The 17,498-nt window shown below is 67.0% G+C and carries 15 protein-coding genes; 4 read left to right on the top strand and 11 right to left on the bottom strand.

All coding sequences use genetic code 11. The features are described from left to right. Nucleotides 1–213 precede the first annotated feature (213 nt). Together ACSYAO_RS11350 and ACSYAO_RS11345 are read left to right on the top strand one after the other, a co-directional pair. On the top strand, nucleotides 214–2,499 hold the full coding sequence (locus ACSYAO_RS11350; protein ID WP_049462645.1) for an FdhF/YdeP family oxidoreductase: 2,286 nt from the start codon (nucleotides 214–216) through the stop codon (nucleotides 2,497–2,499). 477 nt (nucleotides 2,500–2,976) lie between these two features. Further along, nucleotides 2,977–3,516, top strand: coding sequence for a DUF411 domain-containing protein (locus ACSYAO_RS11345; protein WP_080356555.1), 540 nt, complete (start codon nucleotides 2,977–2,979; stop codon nucleotides 3,514–3,516). Between the two features lie 128 nt (nucleotides 3,517–3,644). On the opposite strand, the gene blaL1 is transcribed toward ACSYAO_RS11345, so the two are convergent. The 4 genes from blaL1 to ACSYAO_RS11325 form a co-directional block, all read right to left on the bottom strand. Next, on the bottom strand, nucleotides 3,645–4,517 hold the full coding sequence (gene blaL1 / locus ACSYAO_RS11340; protein WP_149908525.1) for a L1 family subclass B3 metallo-beta-lactamase: 873 nt from the start codon (nucleotides 4,515–4,517) through the stop codon (nucleotides 3,645–3,647). A 95-nt stretch (nucleotides 4,518–4,612) separates the two neighbouring features. After that, complete coding sequence (locus tag ACSYAO_RS11335; RefSeq protein ID WP_049462643.1) at nucleotides 4,613–7,042, bottom strand: TonB-dependent receptor domain-containing protein; 2,430 nt, start codon at nucleotides 7,040–7,042, stop codon at nucleotides 4,613–4,615. A gap of 71 nt (nucleotides 7,043–7,113) precedes the next feature. After that, nucleotides 7,114–7,965 carry a FecR family protein gene (locus tag ACSYAO_RS11330; protein ID WP_149908524.1) on the bottom strand — a complete coding sequence of 284 codons (852 nt, stop codon included), beginning with the start codon at nucleotides 7,963–7,965 and terminating at the stop codon, nucleotides 7,114–7,116. Continuing rightward, on the bottom strand, nucleotides 7,962–8,486 hold the full coding sequence (locus tag ACSYAO_RS11325) for an RNA polymerase sigma factor (protein WP_065723390.1): 525 nt from the start codon (nucleotides 8,484–8,486) through the stop codon (nucleotides 7,962–7,964). The genes ACSYAO_RS11330 and ACSYAO_RS11325 overlap by 4 nt, the downstream gene beginning before the upstream one ends. 203 nt (nucleotides 8,487–8,689) lie before the next feature. Between ACSYAO_RS11325 and ACSYAO_RS11320 the strand changes: the two genes are divergently transcribed. Together ACSYAO_RS11320 and ACSYAO_RS11315 are read left to right on the top strand one after the other, a co-directional pair. After that, nucleotides 8,690–8,956: a hypothetical protein gene (locus tag ACSYAO_RS11320; protein WP_006369821.1), complete on the top strand. Its 267-nt coding sequence runs from the start codon at nucleotides 8,690–8,692 to the stop codon at nucleotides 8,954–8,956. A gap of 9 nt (nucleotides 8,957–8,965) precedes the next feature. Next, a complete protein-coding gene (locus ACSYAO_RS11315; protein ID WP_149908522.1) occupies nucleotides 8,966–10,138 on the top strand; it encodes a low temperature requirement protein A in 1,173 nt (390 codons plus the stop codon). 99 nt (nucleotides 10,139–10,237) lie between these two features. Here ACSYAO_RS11315 and ACSYAO_RS11310 read toward each other — a convergent pair whose 3' ends face one another. From ACSYAO_RS11310 to ACSYAO_RS11280, 7 genes are all read right to left on the bottom strand, one after another. Beyond that, complete coding sequence (locus tag ACSYAO_RS11310; RefSeq protein ID WP_149908521.1) at nucleotides 10,238–10,783, bottom strand: DUF1697 domain-containing protein; 546 nt, start codon at nucleotides 10,781–10,783, stop codon at nucleotides 10,238–10,240. Continuing rightward, entirely contained in the window at nucleotides 10,780–11,421 is a 642-nt protein-coding gene (locus ACSYAO_RS11305; RefSeq protein ID WP_149908520.1) for a response regulator transcription factor, read from the bottom strand. The genes ACSYAO_RS11310 and ACSYAO_RS11305 overlap by 4 nt, the downstream gene beginning before the upstream one ends. Beyond that, nucleotides 11,414–12,469, bottom strand: a complete 1,056-nt coding sequence (locus ACSYAO_RS11300; RefSeq protein ID WP_149908519.1) for a sensor histidine kinase — start codon at nucleotides 12,467–12,469, stop codon at nucleotides 11,414–11,416. The genes ACSYAO_RS11305 and ACSYAO_RS11300 overlap by 8 nt, the downstream gene beginning before the upstream one ends. 311 nt (nucleotides 12,470–12,780) lie before the next feature. After that, nucleotides 12,781–13,518 (bottom strand): MgtC/SapB family protein, encoded by a 738-nt coding sequence (locus ACSYAO_RS11295; protein WP_149908518.1) that lies wholly within the window; start codon nucleotides 13,516–13,518, stop codon nucleotides 12,781–12,783. A gap of 31 nt (nucleotides 13,519–13,549) precedes the next feature. Continuing rightward, nucleotides 13,550–16,309, bottom strand: coding sequence for a magnesium-translocating P-type ATPase (gene mgtA / locus ACSYAO_RS11290; RefSeq protein ID WP_049462636.1), 2,760 nt, complete (start codon nucleotides 16,307–16,309; stop codon nucleotides 13,550–13,552). 63 nt (nucleotides 16,310–16,372) lie between these two features. Then, a complete protein-coding gene (locus tag ACSYAO_RS11285) occupies nucleotides 16,373–16,672 on the bottom strand; it encodes a hypothetical protein (RefSeq protein WP_049462635.1) in 300 nt (99 codons plus the stop codon). 293 nt (nucleotides 16,673–16,965) lie between these two features. Next, entirely contained in the window at nucleotides 16,966–17,265 is a 300-nt protein-coding gene (locus tag ACSYAO_RS11280; RefSeq protein ID WP_049462634.1) for a hypothetical protein, read from the bottom strand. Nucleotides 17,266–17,498 lie beyond the last annotated feature (233 nt).

Below are 17,498 nucleotides of genomic sequence, written 5' to 3'. Positions count from 1 at the left end.
GTGGTGGACCACCCACGGCTTCGAGAATAGCGCAGTGGCCGGGCGCTGACGCGGGTGTAACCGTTGTCATGGCAGGCTGCGCTGAAAACAGCTTTTGCCTCTGGCGAAGCGGCCTTGTCCGTGCTTGACTGCGGGGCTGGCCGCGCTGCAGAAGCCGCATCCGGCCCATCCCGCGCCGTTGATTGTTGTGTTCCTCCCGCCAGGTTCCCGAACATGTCCGAGCAGAAGCCGCCGCGTTACAAGCCCTACAACCAGCCGGCCGGTGGCTGGGGTGCCGCCGGTGCCACGGCCAAGGTGCTGTTGCAGCAGAGTGTGATCGGCAAGGGCTCGAAGGCGCTGCTGGCAATGAACCAGCCCGGTGGCTTCAAGTGCCCCAGCTGTGCGTTCCCTGATGCCGACGAACGCAAGAAGCTGGAATTCTGCGAGAACGGTGCCAAGGCGTTGGCCTGGGAAGCCACCCAGTTCCGTGCTGGCCGCGAGCTGTTCGCCCAGCACACGGTCACCGAGCTGATGGCGCAGACCGACTACTGGCTTGAGATGCAGGGCCGGCTGACCGAGCCGATGCGCTACGACGCGTCCACCGATCATTACGTTCCGTGCAGCTGGGACGAGGCGTTTGCCTTGATCGGCCGTCATCTGCAGGCGCTGGACAGCCCGCACCAGGCCGAGTTCTACACCTCCGGCCGTACACCCAACGAAGCCGCGTTCCTGTATTCGATCTTCGTGCGCGAGTTCGGCACCAACAATTTCCCGGACTGCTCGAACATGTGCCACGAGCCGACCAGCCGCGGCCTGCCGCCGGCCATCGGCGTGGGCAAGGGCACCATCGTGCTGCAGGATTTCGAGCACGCCGAGGCGATCTTCGTGATCGGCCAGAACACCGGCACCAATTCGCCGCGGATGATGAGCAACCTGGTCGAGGCGCGCAAACGCGGCATCCCGATCGTGGCGGTCAACCCGATGCCCGAGCGCGCGCTGATCCGTTTCGCCGAACCGCAGGACATGGTGCAGATGGCCACGTTCGGTTCGACCGAGATCACCAGCGAGTTCGTGCACATCCGCATCGGCGGCGACCTGGCCCTGATCAAGGGCATGATGAAGGTGATGTTCGAGCGCGAGGCGCAGGGTGAGCGCGTGCTCGACCATGAGTTCCTGTCAGAACACACGGTGGGCCTGGAGGCGCTACGCGAAGACGTGCTGGCGCAGGACTGGGACGAGATCGTGGAGGTCTCCGGCATCACCCAGGCGCAGATCCGCCGCTGCGCCGAGATCTACATCCGCTCCAAGGCCACGGTGATCTGCTATGGCATGGGCCTGACCCAGCATCAGTACGGTTCGACCCTGCTGCAGCAGGTGGCCAACCTGCTGTTGCTGCGTGGCAACTTCGGCAAGCCCGGCGCAGGCATCGGACCGATCCGTGGCCATTCCAACGTGCAGGGCGACCGTACCGTCGGCATCGACGAGAAACCCAAACCGGCCTATCTGGACCGCGTGCAGCAGGTGTTCGGCTTTGATCCGCCGCGCGAGCACGGTCATCACGTGGTCGAATCGATCGAGGCGATGCTGGACGGCAGCGCCAAGGTGTTCATCGGTATGGGTGGCAACTTCATCCACGCCGTGCCCGATACACCGCGCGCGTACGAGGCCATGCGTGGCCTGGAGCTGACGGTCGGCATCGCCACCAAGCTCAATCGGGGTCACCTGGTGCATGGTCGCGATGCGCTGATCCTGCCGGTGGTCGCGCGCTCGGAGCGCATCGTTACGCCTGCCGGCGAGCAGTTCGTCACCATCGAAGACGCGATGTCGAACGTGACCGCTTCGCGCGGCGTGCTCGAGCCGGTCAGCACGGACGTGCTCCCGGAGGTCGAGATCGTCTGCCGCATGGCGATGGCAACATTGCCGCACAGCAAGGTCGACTGGGCGGGGTGCATGCATGACTACGCTCCCATCCGCGAGCTGATCGCGGCGGTGTACCCGGAGATCTACACCGGCTTCAACGAGCGCATCCAGCAGCCGCACGGCTTCCATCTGGACATTCCACCGCGCCGTCGGGTGTGGCCCACGCCCAACGGCAAGGCCAACATCCTGGTGATGCCGGGCCTGGACGTGGACGCGCCGGTGGACGACCCCGAGATGCTGCGGTTGGCCACAGTGCGCTCGCACGACCAGTACAACACCACCATCTACAGCTACAACGACCGCTACCGCGGCGTGTACAACGATCGCATGGTGCTGTTCATGAACATCGAGGATCGGCTGGCGCGCGGGCTGGAGAAGGAAGCGCTGGTCAGCCTGGAGACGATCAGTGGCGACGGCGTGAACCGGCGCATCGAGGGCCTGACCGTGCTGGACTACCCGATGCCGCGCGGCGCGCTGGCCGGTTACTACCCCGAGTTGAACCCGCTGCTGCCGCTGGACTATTACGACCGGGTCAGCGGCACGCCGGCGGCCAAGTCGATTCCGGTGCGGATGCGGGCGATGGCCGAGGCAATTGCGTGATGCGTTCATCGGCTATCATCGTCCGGTGAACCTGCCTGGCCTGCTGCTGCGATGGATGCTCCTCCTTGCCCTGGTGCTGAACGCACCGGCGCTTGCGATTGCCTCATCCTCGTACGCGGCGCAGTCCAGCGCGGAGCATTGCGCCGCACCGCATTCGGCGGCCATGGCCGGATGCTGCGACGAGGCAGCATCAACGGTCTGCCAGAGCAATGAGTGCGAATGCCCGCCGGCCAGCCTCGGCATGCTGGCCACCCTGAGCGGAACGCCAGCGTCACCCTGGCGTGAGGCGCCTTTGCCAGCCAGCACCCAGCAACGCGCACCGCCGCCGTTGCCGGATCCGCTACGGCCTCCCATCGTGTGATTCCCTGCAGGCCTCAAGCGCCTGCCGTAGCTGCTCGACTCATTCTCGACTCTGCCTGTGCCTTCGATGCGCAGGCAGCGGGCCGCGTTGCCCGCATCTGCAAAGGAATCAACACCATGAACCGTTCTCTCTCCCTCGGCCTGCTGCTGGGCACCGTGCTGGTCAGCACCGCCTGCGCACGTGCAGCTGAAGAATCGCCTGCCGCACCGGTTGCCAGCCAAGCCCCGGCGGCACCGATCAAGGCCAGCCCGTCGCAGGTGGATCCGGCACTGCCCATCGCCATCGTGCACAAGACCGCAAGCTGCGGCTGCTGCGGCATCTGGGTCGACCACCTGAAGGCCGAAGGCTTCCAGGTGGATGTACGCAATACCGATGACATGAACCCGATCAAGGTCCGGCTGGGTGTGCCGGTCGGCAAGGCCTCCTGCCACACCGCCGAGATCGGTGGCTACGTGGTTGAAGGCCATATCCCGGCCGAGGACATCAAGCGACTGCTGGCGGAGCGGCCGGCAGCGCGCGGCCTGGTGTTGCCGGGCATGCCGGCCGGCTCGCCGGGCATGGAAATGCCGGATGGCTACGTGCAGCCGTACACCGTTGAACTGGTGCGCAACGATGGCACCACCGAGCCGTTTGCCCAGCACGGCCAGGGCGGCTGATGGTCGCGGGTGCCGGTCGTCCTGACCGGCACCCTTTGGAGAGCCGAGCCCACCCTCGGAGTGCTCTTTGTAGAGTCGAGCCATGCTCGACTGCTCTGCTTCAGTCGAGCAAGCTCGACTCTACAGAATCAGCGGGCGCGGGCTGTTTCCTTGGCCAGCTGTGCGTCGAACTTCTGTTCGACCGCATCCGCGTAGGCCTTGCAGGTCAGTGCCTTGGCGCTGGCCTTGCTGCCGGAGGCGTAGTCCCAGTTGCTGGCACCCGGATGAGGGGTCAGCAACACGTCACAGGGCAACGCCCGCACCGTCGCGAAGCTGCGCCTGTAATCCTCGATCAGGTGCGGATAACGGGGGTTGCTCTGCAGCTGGTAGCCCGGTGCACTCAGGCTGTCGGCGTAGGCGATGCGCACCGGCTTGCCATCGCGGGTATCGCTCCAGGTCCACGCGGTGCTGCCCGGGGTGTGCCCGGGCATGAAGTGCGCTGTGAATTCGATGCCGCCCACCTCGACCACCTCGCCATCCATCACGATGCGGTCTGCACTGGCAGGCGGGTAGGTGATGCCATCGCCGAAGTGCAGATCGTCGCTGCCACCGCGCGCCAGCAGCACCGCCGATTCGGCGCTGGCCGCTACTTTGGCGCCCGTACGGCGCTTCAGCTCCGCCACCGGCCCGGCATGGTCGGCGTGTGCGTGGCTGAGCAGGATCAACCGCAGGTCCCGCGGGGCCACGCCGCGCGCCTTCATGTTGCTGATGAGGTGGCCGGCCATCTGTGGCATGCCGCCGTCGAGCAGTACCGCGCCGTCAGCGGTCTGCACCAGCAGGGCGGTCAGGTCCTGCGTGCCGATCTGCCAGGTGTGGTCGGCAATCTGCAGCGGTGCCATCGGCTGCAGCCACGAGGCGTCCACGGTGTAGGCCCGCAGCTGCGGCAGTGGTGTCTCGGCGCCACTGGCGTGCGCGATCGGGAGAGCAGTGACCAGGGCGAAGGCGAGCGGGGAAAAACGCATGGTTCACGTCCGTTTGAAGGAGGCCCAGAAACTAGCATGGGCCTCCTTCATCGCGTCGCGCATAGATTTCATGGCTCCCATAAGGGCGCCATGGATCAGTACCGGTACTGCCACCCCAGCGTCACCACCCGGCCACGGCCCGAGAAATAGCTCGGGTTCGACGGCGTGGTCTGCGAGTAGTAGCTGATGTACTGCTTGTTCGCCAGGTTCTGCACGCCCAGCGTGAAGGCGTGCTTGTCCAGCACGTAGCGGGCCACAAGGTCCACCGTGGTGTAACCCTTGAACTCCGCCACCCGCGCGCCACGCAGGTCGAAGTCGCGGTCGAAGGCATGGCTGGCCTGCAGGCGGGTGCTCAGCTGCGGCGTCCAGCTCTGTTCCCAGAACGCGGTCAGCCGGTTCGGCGCGATGTTGACACCGGCCAGGTCGCTGTCGAGGCGGCCGTCGACGTCGGCATCGTAGCGGCCGTTGGCGCGTGCATAACCCAGGCCCAGCCGGCTGTCGCCCAGGCGCAGGCGCAGGTTGCTTTCGAAGCCCTCCACGCGGGTGGCCTGGCGCTGCACCGCATAGGCGTCGATGCCCGGATCGTAGATCAGCACCGAGCCCAGCTTGGATTCGGAGGTGTAGTAGGCGATGTCACCGCTGAAACGACCATCGTCGTACTCCAGGCCGATCTCGCGGTTGTCCGACACCACCGGTGACAGGTCAATCAGATTGTCAACGCGCTGGCCGTCGCGGTTGATCGCGCGCAGTACGCGACCGACGTCGGCCACGGTGTAGCCTTCCGAATACGAGGCGTAGGCATTGAGGCGATCGTTGATGTACCAGACCGCGCCGAAGTTGGGCAGGGTCTCGCTCATGGTCGGCTTGCCGCCAGCCACCTTGCGTGCGCCGTAGCGGGGCAGGGTGGTGTAGTCGCCTACTTCCAGCTCGCCCTTTTCGTAGCGCAGGCCGCCGGACAGCATCAGGTGGTCGGTTGGCCACCAGTGCAGCTGCAGCAGCGGCGACAGGCTCTGGTAGGTGGTCTGCGGCACCCAGTTCATGCCGCTGGCCAGCAGCACCTGGTGGGTGCGGTCGCGCAGGCCGTCCAGGCCTAGGGTCACGTCCAGCGTGGTGTCGGCGATGCGGGCCCAGCTCTGGGTCAGCTTGAAGCCGCGCTTGTCCGATTCGTTCTGGGTCTGGTCCCAGGCGGCGTTGGCGCCGGTGTTGCCCCACGGGTCCCACTGGCTGGCGCCATAACGGCCTTCGAAGTCCACCGCGAAGGCCTGCGCCTGGAAGCGGCCACCAAGCAGATCGGCGGCGCTGTAGTCCAGCGTCAACGAACGCGAGCGGTTCATCGGCGGCTCCAACGGGGTATCGCCGGGCACCGAAATGGTCGGGCGACCGGTGCGGTAATCACCGTTCACCGCCAGGTAGTTGTCCAGCCCGCGCAGCTCGTAGCGGTTGGCCATCAGCTGCAGGCGGTGGCCCTCGGCAATGTTCCAGCCCAGCTTGGCGAACACGTTCGACGAGGTCGAATCCATCAGTTCGCCCTGGGCGTTGGTACCGATCGAACGGCCCTCGCCGTCGTGGTACAGGCCCTGCTTCTCATAGGCCAGGCCGGCCACCAGATCGAACTGCTCGCCGCGCACGCCGACCAGTGCCGAGCCGCGCTGGCCGTTGTCATCACGGCGGCTGGGCAGCGCCGAGCTGTAGCTGATGTTGGTATCGAGCAGGAAGGCGCCGGGCTCGCTGGGCGCGCTGCGGGTGATGATGTTGACGATGCCACCGGTACCGCCGATGCCCTGCAGTGCGTTGGCACCGTGGATGACCTCGATGCGTTCGATCATCGCCGGATCGATGGTGTGCGAATCACGTGAGCCATCGCGCAGCGGCGTCGACTGCGGCACGCCGTCTACCATGTACAGGATGCCGCGGCCGCGCATGGTTTCGCCGTAGTTGGACATCTTCTCGCGCGCCGGGGCAAATGCCGGGATCTGCGCCGACAGCACGCGCGAGACATCCGAGCCCAGCGCCAGCTGCTGCGCAATGTCCTCGCGGGTCAGCACGGTGATGGTGTTGGGCATCGCGGTCTCGCCCTGCGGCATGCGCGCGGTCGAGGCCGATACCGTGACCCGGGCCAGCGAAGTGGTCGTGGCCTGGGACGCTGCCGATGACGCGGCCCGGGCCGGAGCGCGGGGCTTGGGGGATGCCGGCGTGGCACTCACCACGAACACCCCCGGCGAGCGCTCCTGCATCGCCAGGCCTTGCCCGGCCAGCAGGCGCTGCAGGGCGTCGTGCGGGGTGTAGCGGCCGTCGAGGGCGGGCGCGTTGCGGCCGCTCACGCTGTCGGCCGCGAACAGCAGCTGGATGCCACTCTGCCGCGCCAGCGAGTTGAGCGAAGCCTGCAGCGGGCCGGCCGGCAGGTGCAGTTCGACGGGTGCGGACGCAGCGGTCTGCGCGGTGGCGGGCAGCGCCGCACACAGGCAGGCAGCGAGCAGGGTGGGGGCCAGCCGGCGCAGCGCGGCGGGCGGAACAGGGCGGGTCATGCGGGGGTCCTTCGGAAGGGTTCAAGCACTTGCCGGATGGGACGGCGCGCAACCCACCCTCGGCGTGGCAATCAATCGCGGGCGCGCAGATGCAGGCTGCCGTCGGCGGCGGTATGCACCTGGACTGGCAGGATCTCCGGCAGCAGCGCGACCGCCGTCTCGGCACGATCGGCATCGAACACGCCCGACACCTGCAGCGGGCCCAGTGCCGGGTCGTCCAGCACGATCGGACGGTCGTGATAGCGCTGCAGGATGCGCAGCACCTCGCTCAGTGGCATGCGGTCGAACTGCAGCCGACCGGTGGTCCAGTCGGCCCGGTCCGGATCCACGGCTTCCGGCGGAGACAGCGAGCCCGGCTGGGCCAGCAGGCGCTGCCCCGGCTTCAGCCGCTGCTCGGTGCCGCCGCCATCCACGCTGACACCGACCTCGCCGCGCCACAGCGTGACCTCACTGAGATCGCCCTGGCGGTCAACATCGAACACCGTGCCGTAGTTGCGTACCTGTACCGGCCCAGCATCGACCTGGAAGCGGCGCCACGCTGAATGCTGCACCTCGAAGCGCGCATGGCCCTGCGCCAGCAGCACCTGCCGCGAACGCAGATGGCGACGGACCTGCAGGTGGGTTCCTGCGTCGAGCAGCACACGGCTGCCGTCCGGCAGCTCGATGTCGCGGCGCTCGCCGACGGCGGTCTGGTAGTCACGCACCTGCCAGGCCGGGTCGGCCAGCAGCAGCGCGGCGGCCGCCAGCAACAGCACCGGCAGTACCCGTTTCGCGCCAGATCCGCCGCGGCGCCGCTGCAGCTGTTCCGGGCCTGGCAACGGGAAACGCTCCTTCAGTGCCTCCCGGTGCTGATCGAGCGTGTCCTCGGCGGACGGTTCGGTGGGCTGCGACGGCGGTGCCGGATCGGGGGATGCAGGACTCACCGCAGCGCACCGTGCAGCCGGCAGTCGGCCATGGCCAGGCGCAGATGACGTTCCACTGCCTTCAGGCCGATGCCCATCCGCTGCGCCACCTCGGCCTGGGGCAGCTCGTGGATCTTGTGCAGGATGAACACCTGCTGCCGCCGGCAGGGCATGCGCTCGATGCTGGTGGTCAGCCGCTGCAGCGCCTGCTGGCCCTGCGCCTGGCGCTCGGGTCCGGGGCGCTCGCAGGCGCCTTCGGGGAGCTCGGCGCGGGGCTCCACCCAGTGCCGGCGCAGATCCTCGGCGCGGCAGCGGTCGACCGCCGCATCGTGGGCGATCCTGCGCAGCAGCGCGATCGGTTGGCGGGCGTCATGCACGGCCGGGCGTTCCAGCAGGCGCACACAGACATCGTGCACCACTTCGCGGGCCAGCCCGGGCGAGCGGAACCGGCGATGCAGGTAGTCCACCAGTTCCTCGTAGTGGCGCACCAGCGAGGTCACCAGCGGCAGCGCAGGTGGGCGGGGAAGTGTCGGCTGGGACATCCGGACGGGCAGCAAGGGTGAAAGGCGGGTGCCGGGAGGTCATCCCTGCGTAATGACGCAATACTAATGGGAACTGTTCTCGTTTGCCATGCCGCGATCGCCAGGGCGATTGTTCGCCGCGTCTGGAAAGTGAATCCACGATCATCGGCTGGAGCGCAGAATCGCCCACGGCTAGCCTGCCTGCAGGCTCAAGGAGGTGGACCATGCATGTGCTTCTGGTGATGGTGGGCGGCATTGTGCTGTTGGGAGTGTTCCTGTTGTTCGGACGGCTGTGGAGCGTAGGCACCTCACAGCTGCCCACGGCCCTGATCGCGTTCATTGCCACCTGGCTGTTGGTGACGGTGGCCAACCTGTGGGTGGGCGTCAGCAAGGCCGGCTACGGGATGCGCGAAGAACTGCCGATCCTGCTGCTGGTGTTCGCGGTGCCGGCCCTGCTGGCCGGTCTGCTCTACTGGCGCCTGGCGCGCTGAAGGAAAGCCATGAGTACACGACTGCGATTGCCGGCCCTGCGCCAGCGCGACGGCCACCATGCGCGCGTGACCTACGAAGAGCTGTTCTTCGACCTGGTCTACGTGTTCGCGGTCACCCAGCTCAGCCACCATCTGCTGCATCACCTGGATCTGGCCGGCGTGCTGCAGACCCTGGTGCTGTGGTTTGCGGTGTGGCTGGGCTGGCAGTACGCCTGCTGGGTCAGCAACTGGTTCGATCCGGAAGCGCCGCGCATCCGCGGACTGCTGTTCGCCACCATGCTGCTGGCCTTGTTGATGTCCTCGTCCATACCCGAGGCGTTCGCTGACCGCGCCTGGGTGTTTGCCGGGGCCTACGCCACCATGCAGGTCGGGCGCACCGCCTTCGTGTTGCTGGAGGTCGGTCGCACGCATCCACTGGCACCGAACTTCCGTCGCATGCTGGCCTGGGTGAGCGTGTCGGCCTGCTTCTGGCTGGCAGGTGCGGCAGCCGAGGGCAATACGCGGTTGGCGCTGTGGGCGGTGGCGGTGGCGTGCGAATACGTTTCACCGATGTTCGGCTTCGCGTTCCCGGGGCTGGGCCGCTCGCACACCCGTGAGTGGACCATCGAAGGCGGGCACCTGGCCGAGCGCTGCCAGCTGTTCGTCATCGTCGCACTGGGCGAGACGTTGCTGGCCACCGGTGGCGTGCTCAGCGAAGTCGAACAGTGGAGTGGGGCGGTGGTGTCCGCAGTGCTTGCCACCTTCGCCGGCACGATCGCCATGTGGTGGCTGTACTTCGGCATCTCCAGCCGCGACGCCACCGAGGCCATCAGCCATGCCGAAGACCCGGGCCGGATGGGCGCCAACTTCCACTATGTGCACGCGTTGCTGATCGCAGGGATCATCGCTACGGCGGTGGGCAATGACCTGGTCATGGACCACCCGCATGCTGTGGTGACGCCGGTGTATGCGGCCGTGCTGGTGGCCGGCCCGTTGATCTACCTGCTGGGCAGCGCGCTGTACAAGCGGGTGGTATACGGGTGCGCACCGTACTCGCATCTGATCGGCGCGGTGGCGCTGGGCGTGCTGGGCGTGGTGTTGCCGCAGACCCATCTGTTGGCCGCTGGCTGGTTGACCAGTGCGGTGCTGCTGGCGGTGGGGTTGATGGATACGCGGTTGAAGCACCGTCTGCAACGGGCGTGATCAGCCCTCTGCCGGGCAGAGCCGAATGTTGGTCGACTGCTCTTCCACAAGGTTGTGGAAAATCCCGCGCTGCGCGCGATAGTCGACTGACAGTCGACTCTACCGCCGCCCTCTACCGCCTGAGGTGGCTTGGCCGAGCGCGGCGGCCATTGCCGCAAGCTTGCCGACCGTGTTGAGGTTGCGGGCGGTGCCTTGCTGGGCATAGGGAATCCGCAGGCGTGAGTCGGCCATGCCGTCGCCATAGTGGACGAAGATCTCGCGGGTACCCAGCGCCAGCTGCTCATCGCGCAGGCCGGTCACCCCGGTCAAGGGATCAGTGGGCAGTGCCTCATCCACGAACAGCGCGACCACGCGATTGCCGGCGGCGTGCGGGAACGGATTGCCGGCGGCAACCGCCGCGATCTCGGCTGCCGAGCGCACCAGCACACCCACCGGTTTTCCTGCATAGGCCTGCAGCCGTTGGCCAAGGGCTTTCCGCACGCCGGCTTCGTCAAGTCCGCTGCGGAACACCACGTTGCCGCTGGCGATATAGGTGCGGACGTCGGTGAAGCCCGCGTCCTCGCACATCGCCACCAGTTCAACCATCGGCAGCTTACCGGTACCTCCGACATTGACTGCTCGCAGCAGTGCGACATGCACGCTCATGGGGAACCTGCCTGCAGGCGGTCGTACATGCGTACCAGATCGACCAGCGTACGCGCGCCCATCTTGCGCATCACCTGCGCGCGGCGCACCTTCACCGTGATCTCGCTGACCCCGAGGTCGCCGGCGATCTGCTTGTTGAGGCGGCCGCGCACCACGCCGTCGACCACCTCGCGCTCGCCGGCGTTGAGGGTGTTCCAGCGCTGCTGCAGGGCGTCCAGCGCCTCGCCGTCACGGCGGCGCTGGCGGTCGATCTCAATGCCCTTGTGGATCGCATCCAGCAGTTCCTGGTCACGGAACGGCTTGGTCAGGAACTCGATGGCACCGTCCTTGATCGCATTGACGCCCATCGCGATATCGCCGTGGCCGGTGATGAACACCACCGGCAGCTGCAGGCCGTGGCTGCCCATCGTTCGATGGAACTCCAGCCCGCTCTGGCCGGGCATGCGCACGTCCAGCACCAGGCAGGCCGGTGTATCTTCCAGTTCGTGTTCGAGGAACGCCTGGGTGGAAGCGAAGGCCCGTACCTGCAGGCCCATCGAGGCGAGCAGGTCTTCCAGCGCGGCGCGCACCGACGGATCGTCGTCGATCACGTAGACGATGGGCGCTGGATCGGCGGCGGGTGCAGCGGGCTTACGCATGACGGCGTTCCGTGGCAACGGGCAGGTCAAACACAAAGCAGGCACCTCCGCCGCTGGGGCGCTCGGCTCGGATCCTGCCTTCGTTGGCCTCGATCATCGACCTGCTCAGGCTCAATCCCAGCCCCAGCCCGTGTGATTTGGTGGTCCAGAACGCATCGAACACACGCTCGGGATGATCGGCGGGCAGGCCGACACCGCGGTCACGCACGCTGAGGCTGACCCGCTGGCCGTCACGCCGGGTCAGCAGCGACAGGCGACGATCAGCAGCCGGCACCGCTTCCATCGCGTCCACCGCATTGAGGATCAGGTTGCCGATCACCTGCTGCACCTGCACGCGATCGGCCTGCACCAGCGGCAGGTCGGCATCGAGCAGCAGGGCCACGGCCACGCCGTGTTGGTCCAGCTCGCTGCGCGACAGCGCCAGCATTTCCTCCACCGCCTGGTTCAGGTCGAACGCGCGTCGTTCCGGCGCTGCACCCTGGGTCAGGCCGCGGATGCGGGCGATCACGTCACCGGCGCGATGCGCATCGGCCAGGATGCGGGCCACGGTCTGGCGGGCCTTGTCCACGTTCGGTGGGTCCTGTGCCAGCCAGCGCTGGCAGGCTTCGGCGCTGCTGGCGATCGCCGCCAGCGGCTGGTTCACTTCATGTGCGATGGAGGTGGTCAGCTCGCCCACGGTCGATGCGCGCGCCACTCGCAGCAGGCGGCCCTGTGCTTCCTGCACTGCGGCCTTGGCCGCTTCCATCTTCAACGCGAGGTAGGTGGTGATGCCGATCACCAGCATGCCGATCACCGAGTTGACCAGGCCGATGCGGTAGGTGCCGAAGCGGGTGAGGAAGAAGCTCAGGGCGGTGAGTGCGATGCAGGCGATGGCCAGGCTGATCAGCCCGCGTGCGGCGAGTACGCGCGATGCGGCGAGGATGACCGCTGCGTAGAAGCAGGCCGCCGCCACGGCGTAGTCGGTGACGGTATCGATCAGGAAGATCGCCGCCATTACGACGATCAGGGCCAGCAGCACCAGCGGGCGGCGGGGCGACAGCGATGGCATCGGAACGGCTCCCTGGCGTGGGCGGAAAGGATAGCAAAGCCGCCATCGGTGGATGCCGACCGGTAGTGCCGGCCGCTGGCCGGCAGCTGCAGGACATCCCCGGAGATCATGAGGTTGCCGGCCAGCGGCCGGCACTACCCAGGTCTGTGCCGACCCAGGTCGGCACCTGCCAATGTGGTGCATGCGGGCTGTTGGTAGATGCCGACCTTGGTCGGCAGGCTCTGGCAGCAGTCGTGGCATCTGAGGGTTCTGTGCCGACCAAGGTCGGCACCTACCAAGCGGTGCACGATGTTGCCGGCCAGCGGCCGGCACTACTCCTCCAGGCTGGCGTTCCAGAACCCCTGCAACACCCCGGGCGTGGTCGCCAGCGTGGCCAGCACCGCATCCAGTTCACCGGCATCCACTGTGGTGGCATACAGCACCGCTTCGATCTCCACATCGCGCTCGCCGAACGGGCGCTGGTCCACCGCGCGTACCGGGTAGTGGGCCTGTTCCAGCAGCAGCAACAGCTGATCCAGCACCTCGGCCTGCTGCTCGCGCTGGCAGACCACGTTGATCGCATAGGTCGCCTCGCTGAATGCTTCCGGCAGCGGCTGCCGCTGGATGCGGTTCACCATCGGCCGCAGCAGGGTGTTGGCGGCCAGCACGAACACGGCCGCCAGCACCGCCTCCGGCAGCAGCTTGATACCTGCACAGGCGCCAACCGCTGCCGAGCCCCACAGGGTGGCGGCGGTATTGAGGCCAGACACCTGTGCGCCGTCCTTCATGATCGCGCCGGCACCGAGGAAGCCGACACCGGAGATCACATAGGCCACCACGTGCAGTGGCGACGGCGGGCCGCCGTACAGGTCGTGGAAGCGCACGGCCAGGTCCACGAACACTGCCGCTCCCACCGCCACCAGGGTATTGGTGCGCAGGCCGGCGGTGCGTTGGCGCAGCTGCCGCTCCAGGCCGATGACGGTGCCAAGCACGAACGCCACCGACAGGCTGATCAGCGAACTCAGGGTTGCGCCGGCGTTGAACGCCGGCAGGTTCGGATTGATGTCCATTGTGTTTCTCCCTGGACCAGACGGCGGGCGCTTACTGCCAGCCGTAACGACGGATGTAGATCTTCTTCAGCAAGGTCGTCAGCACCGCGTAGCCGAACAGGATCGCCACCAGGAACGGCCAGTAGCCGGTCGGCAGGGCCTGCAGCTTGAAGTAACCAGCCAGCGGGCTCATCGGCAGGGCCACGCCAATGGCCATGATCAGGCCGGTCATCACCAGCAGCGGCGGCGCGGCGATGCTCTGCAGGAACGGCACCTTTGGTGTACGGATCATATGCACGATCAGGGTCTGGGTCAGCAGGCCCACCACGAACCAGCCGGACTGGAACAGGCCCTGGTCGGCCGGCGTGCGTGCATCGAACATGTACCACATCAAGGCAAAGCAGGTCAGGTCGAAGATCGAGCTGATCGGCCCGAAGAACACCATGAAGCGGCCGATGTCCGCCGGGTTCCACTTCAGCGGCCTGCGCACCAGCTCCTCGTCCACGTTGTCGAACGGAATGGCGATCTGCGAGATGTCGTACAGCAGGTTCTGTACCAGCAGCTGCAGTGGCAGCATCGGCAGGAACGGCAGGAAGGCCGACGCCACCAGTACCGAGAAAACGTTGCCGAAGTTGGAGCTGGCGGTCATGCGGATGTACTTCAGCATGTTGTTGAACGTGCGCCGGCCCTGGATGACGCCTTCCTCCAGCACCATCAGGTTCTTTTCCAGCAGGATGATGTCGGCCGCCTCCTTGGCGATGTCCACCGCGCTGTCCACGCTGATGCCGATGTCCGCCGCACGCAGCGCCGGTGCATCGTTGATGCCATCGCCGAGGAAACCGACCACCTTGCCCTGTGCGCGTAGCTCGCGTACGAGGCGCTCCTTGTGTAGCGGGGTCAGGCGGGCGAACACGCGGTGGTGGTGCAGCGCCCGTGACAGCGCACCGTCATCCATGCGCTCGATCTGCGGGCCGGTCAGGATGGTGTCCGCGTCCAGCCCGACCTGGGCACAGACGCGGGCGGTCACCAGCTCGTTGTCGCCAGTGAAGACCTTCACTTCCACGCCATGCGCGGCCAGCGCCTGCAGCGCCTGCGCAGCCGATTCCTTCGGCGGGTCGAGGAAGGCCACGTAGCCGACCAGGGTCAGGCCGCACTCGTCAGCCTGCGAATACACGGTCTGGCTGGCGGCGGTTTCCTTCATCGCCACTGCCACCACGCGCAGGCCCTGTTCGTTCAGTTCTTCCGTGGTCTGCCGCACGCGCGCCAGCCGCTGCTCATCCAACGGCTTGTCCTCGCCGTTCTCGCGCACGGTGCTGCATACCGCCAGCATCTCCTCAACCGCACCCTTGCAGATCAGCTCATGGTGGTCCTCGCGTTCGGACACCACCACCGACATACGGCGGCGCTCGAAGTCGAACGGAATCTCATCCACCATGTGGTAGTCCTGCGACAGCCGCAGTGAGCTCTGCAGCTCCACGTGCTCCAGCACCGCACGGTCGAGCAGGTTGATCAGCCCAGTCTGGAAATGGCTGTTGAGGTAGGCAAACTTCAGCACGTCCTCCGAATCGTGGCCGAACACGTCGGTGTGCCGTTCCAGCGCGATCTTGTCCTGGGTGAGGGTGCCGGTCTTGTCGGTGCACAGCACTTCCATCGCACCGAAGTTCTGGATCGCATCCAGGCGCTTGACGATCACCTTGCGTCGCGACAGCAGCACCGCACCCTTGGCCAGGGTGGAGGTGACGATCATCGGCAGCATTTCCGGGGTCAGGCCCACCGCCACCGACAGCGCGAACAGGAACGCCTCGGTCCAGTCGCCCTTGGTCCAGCCGTTGATCAGCAGCACGAACGGCACCATCACCAGCGCGAAGCGGATCAGCAGCCAGCTGACGCTGTTGACGCCGGCCTGGAACGCGGTGGGCGCGCGGTCGGTGGCAGTGCTGCGCTGGGCCAGGGTGCCGAAGTAGGTGCGGTTGCCGGTGGCCAGCACTACGGCGGTCGCAGTGCCGGACACCACGTTGGTGCCCATGAACAGCAGGTTGTGCTGCTCCAGCAGGCCGGCCAGGCCGTCGCCCGGGTGCGCGAACTTCTCCACCGGCAGCGACTCGCCGGTCATCGCCGCCTGTGCCACGAACAGATCCTTGGCGGTCAGCACGCGGCAATCGGCCGGAATCATGTCGCCGGCCGACAGCACGATGTGGTCACCGGGCACCAGCTCGCGGATCGGCAGGTCCAGCAGGCGGGCCGGGCGACGGCTGTGCAGGTGCGCACCGAAGTACTGGTCGGCCACATCGGCGGCCTCGGTACCCGGATTGCGGCGCAGCACGCGTGCGGTGTTGCCGACCAGTGCCTTCAGCCGCTCGGCGGCACGGTTGGAGCGGCCTTCCTGCACGAAGCGGATCAGCGTGGACAGCAGCACCATCGCGCCGATCACGATCGTGGCCTTGATGTCCTCGGTCAGCCAGGACACCGCCGCCAGTACGGTCAGCAGCAGGTTGAACGGATTGCGGTAGCACTGCCACAGGTGGCGCCACCACGGCAGCGGCTTTTCGTGATCCACCTCGTTGGGGCCGAGCGTAGCCAGCCGCTCCTCGGCCTCATGCGGGCTGAGGCCATCGGCATGCGACTCCAGTGTGGTCAGCAGTTCGGCTTCCTCCTGCTGGGCGAGGGTGACCAAGCCGGTGGTGAGGGCGAACGGCGCTGCTTCGGCGCTACCCCGGCCGAACCCGGCCTCGGGCATCGCACGGCGGCGGAACAGGTTGCCTGCGCGACGGCTGCGCAGGAAGGCGTTGAACCAGGCGTTGAGCAGGCTCACGGGACTCTCCTCGAATGTCAGAGCCGGCCGCGGCCGGAACACGAACGGAACGGATGGAACAGGTCAGGCGTGGCGCATCGCCAGCACCGCGGGCGACCACGGCTGCATGTGCAGGCGCTGGCTGCCACCGATGCACAGCGGCTTCATCGCATCGCGCAGCGGGTAGGGCAGGTGGCGCAGCACATTGATGCGCTCGCTGATCGGCAGCAGCGACAGCGCGTCGGCCACTACGCGTGGCGAGCCGAGCGACAGCGAACGGGCAAACGTGATCGGGCCATGCTGCAGCAGCTGGCTGCGCAGCGCGGCAACATCGCGCTCGCCGATCAGGCGGCGCAGGGTGATGTAGAGGATCTTGTAGGACATGGGGGCGATCTCCAGGCAGGCGGCACCTGGCGATCCCCCGTCACTCAGGCAGGCAGGGACCGGCGGGCAGGCGCCAGGAACAGGCAACAAGCGGGCATCCGGGGCGCGGTGCGCCCGGCAGGGTCAGGGTCCATCTGCGTCTCCATGAGGGGAGGGGGCCAGCCAGGGTTGCCCTGGCCAATGGCGCTATTGTCCGCCCCTGAATGGGGCAGGCCTAGAGGCCCGTGGGTTAGCCTGGCTATACCTTGGTATAGCCGGGCATGCGTCGCGCCAATCGATGGCGCATCACGGGATCAATGCGCGGTGCTGGTCTGCTTGCACACGTCGTACTCGCCTGGGCTCAGTTTCTTGTCGCGATCGGTATCGCAGGCGTGCAGGCGCTCGGCCCAGTCGGGTGCCACGGCATCCACTTCGGCCAGGGTGACGATGCCGTCCTTGTCCTTGTCCAGCGACTCGTAGGACGGAATCAGCTTCACTTCGGTCACGTCCTCGGCGGCAGTGGCCTTGCTGGCCTCCTGCGGCTTGGAGCAGGCCCCCAGCAGCAGGCCGGCGACAACGACGAGGGCGGCGGGAAGGTAGCGGAAACCGGTCATGGCGTGCTCCTGTAGAGGATTGGGTTCGCCACCGTGGCGCCCATGGCCGGATCATCGGCAGCGGTCTGTAAGGGAGGTGCGAAGAATGCAGGTGATCCTGCGGGCGGGTGGGGCGCCGTTCACGGGCCGCCTGCCGCTGCGCCAGCTGACGAAATTGTCAGGCAGGCGACAGCAGGGCGCCGGAACCCACCGGTAAGGAGGGCACCAGGCCCGCGCAGGTCCCGCGCAGGGTG

It is taken from the genome of Stenotrophomonas sp. STK16_22 (genome assembly GCF_051984505.1).
In the GTDB taxonomy this organism is placed as follows: domain Bacteria; phylum Pseudomonadota; class Gammaproteobacteria; order Xanthomonadales; family Xanthomonadaceae; genus Stenotrophomonas; species Stenotrophomonas maltophilia_A.
The sequence above is the reverse complement of the archived record's forward strand: the minus strand, read 5'-3'. Positions and strand labels throughout refer to the sequence as shown.

Bases quoted from the DNA above. Each gene is read 5' to 3' on its own strand.
- ACSYAO_RS11295 (WP_149908518.1), bottom strand. From the start codon at position 13,518: ATGGACATCAATCCGAACCTGCCGGCGTTCAACGCCGGCGCAACCCTG.
- ACSYAO_RS11335 (WP_049462643.1), bottom strand. From the start codon at position 7,042: ATGACCCGCCCTGTTCCGCCCGCCGCGCTGCGCCGGCTGGCCCCCACC.
- blaL1 (WP_149908525.1), bottom strand. From the start codon at position 4,517: ATGCGTTTTTCCCCGCTCGCCTTCGCCCTGGTCACTGCTCTCCCGATC.
- ACSYAO_RS11305 (WP_149908520.1), bottom strand. From the start codon at position 11,421: ATGCGTAAGCCCGCTGCACCCGCCGCCGATCCAGCGCCCATCGTCTAC.
- ACSYAO_RS11280 (WP_049462634.1), bottom strand. From the start codon at position 17,265: ATGACCGGTTTCCGCTACCTTCCCGCCGCCCTCGTCGTTGTCGCCGGC.
- ACSYAO_RS11320 (WP_006369821.1), top strand. From the start codon at position 8,690: ATGCATGTGCTTCTGGTGATGGTGGGCGGCATTGTGCTGTTGGGAGTG.
- ACSYAO_RS11310 (WP_149908521.1), bottom strand. From the start codon at position 10,783: ATGAGCGTGCATGTCGCACTGCTGCGAGCAGTCAATGTCGGAGGTACC.
- ACSYAO_RS11325 (WP_065723390.1), bottom strand. From the start codon at position 8,486: ATGTCCCAGCCGACACTTCCCCGCCCACCTGCGCTGCCGCTGGTGACC.
- ACSYAO_RS11285 (WP_049462635.1), bottom strand. From the start codon at position 16,672: ATGTCCTACAAGATCCTCTACATCACCCTGCGCCGCCTGATCGGCGAG.
- ACSYAO_RS11315 (WP_149908522.1), top strand. From the start codon at position 8,966: ATGAGTACACGACTGCGATTGCCGGCCCTGCGCCAGCGCGACGGCCAC.
- ACSYAO_RS11300 (WP_149908519.1), bottom strand. From the start codon at position 12,469: ATGCCATCGCTGTCGCCCCGCCGCCCGCTGGTGCTGCTGGCCCTGATC.
- ACSYAO_RS11350 (WP_049462645.1), top strand. From the start codon at position 214: ATGTCCGAGCAGAAGCCGCCGCGTTACAAGCCCTACAACCAGCCGGCC.
- ACSYAO_RS11345 (WP_080356555.1), top strand. From the start codon at position 2,977: ATGAACCGTTCTCTCTCCCTCGGCCTGCTGCTGGGCACCGTGCTGGTC.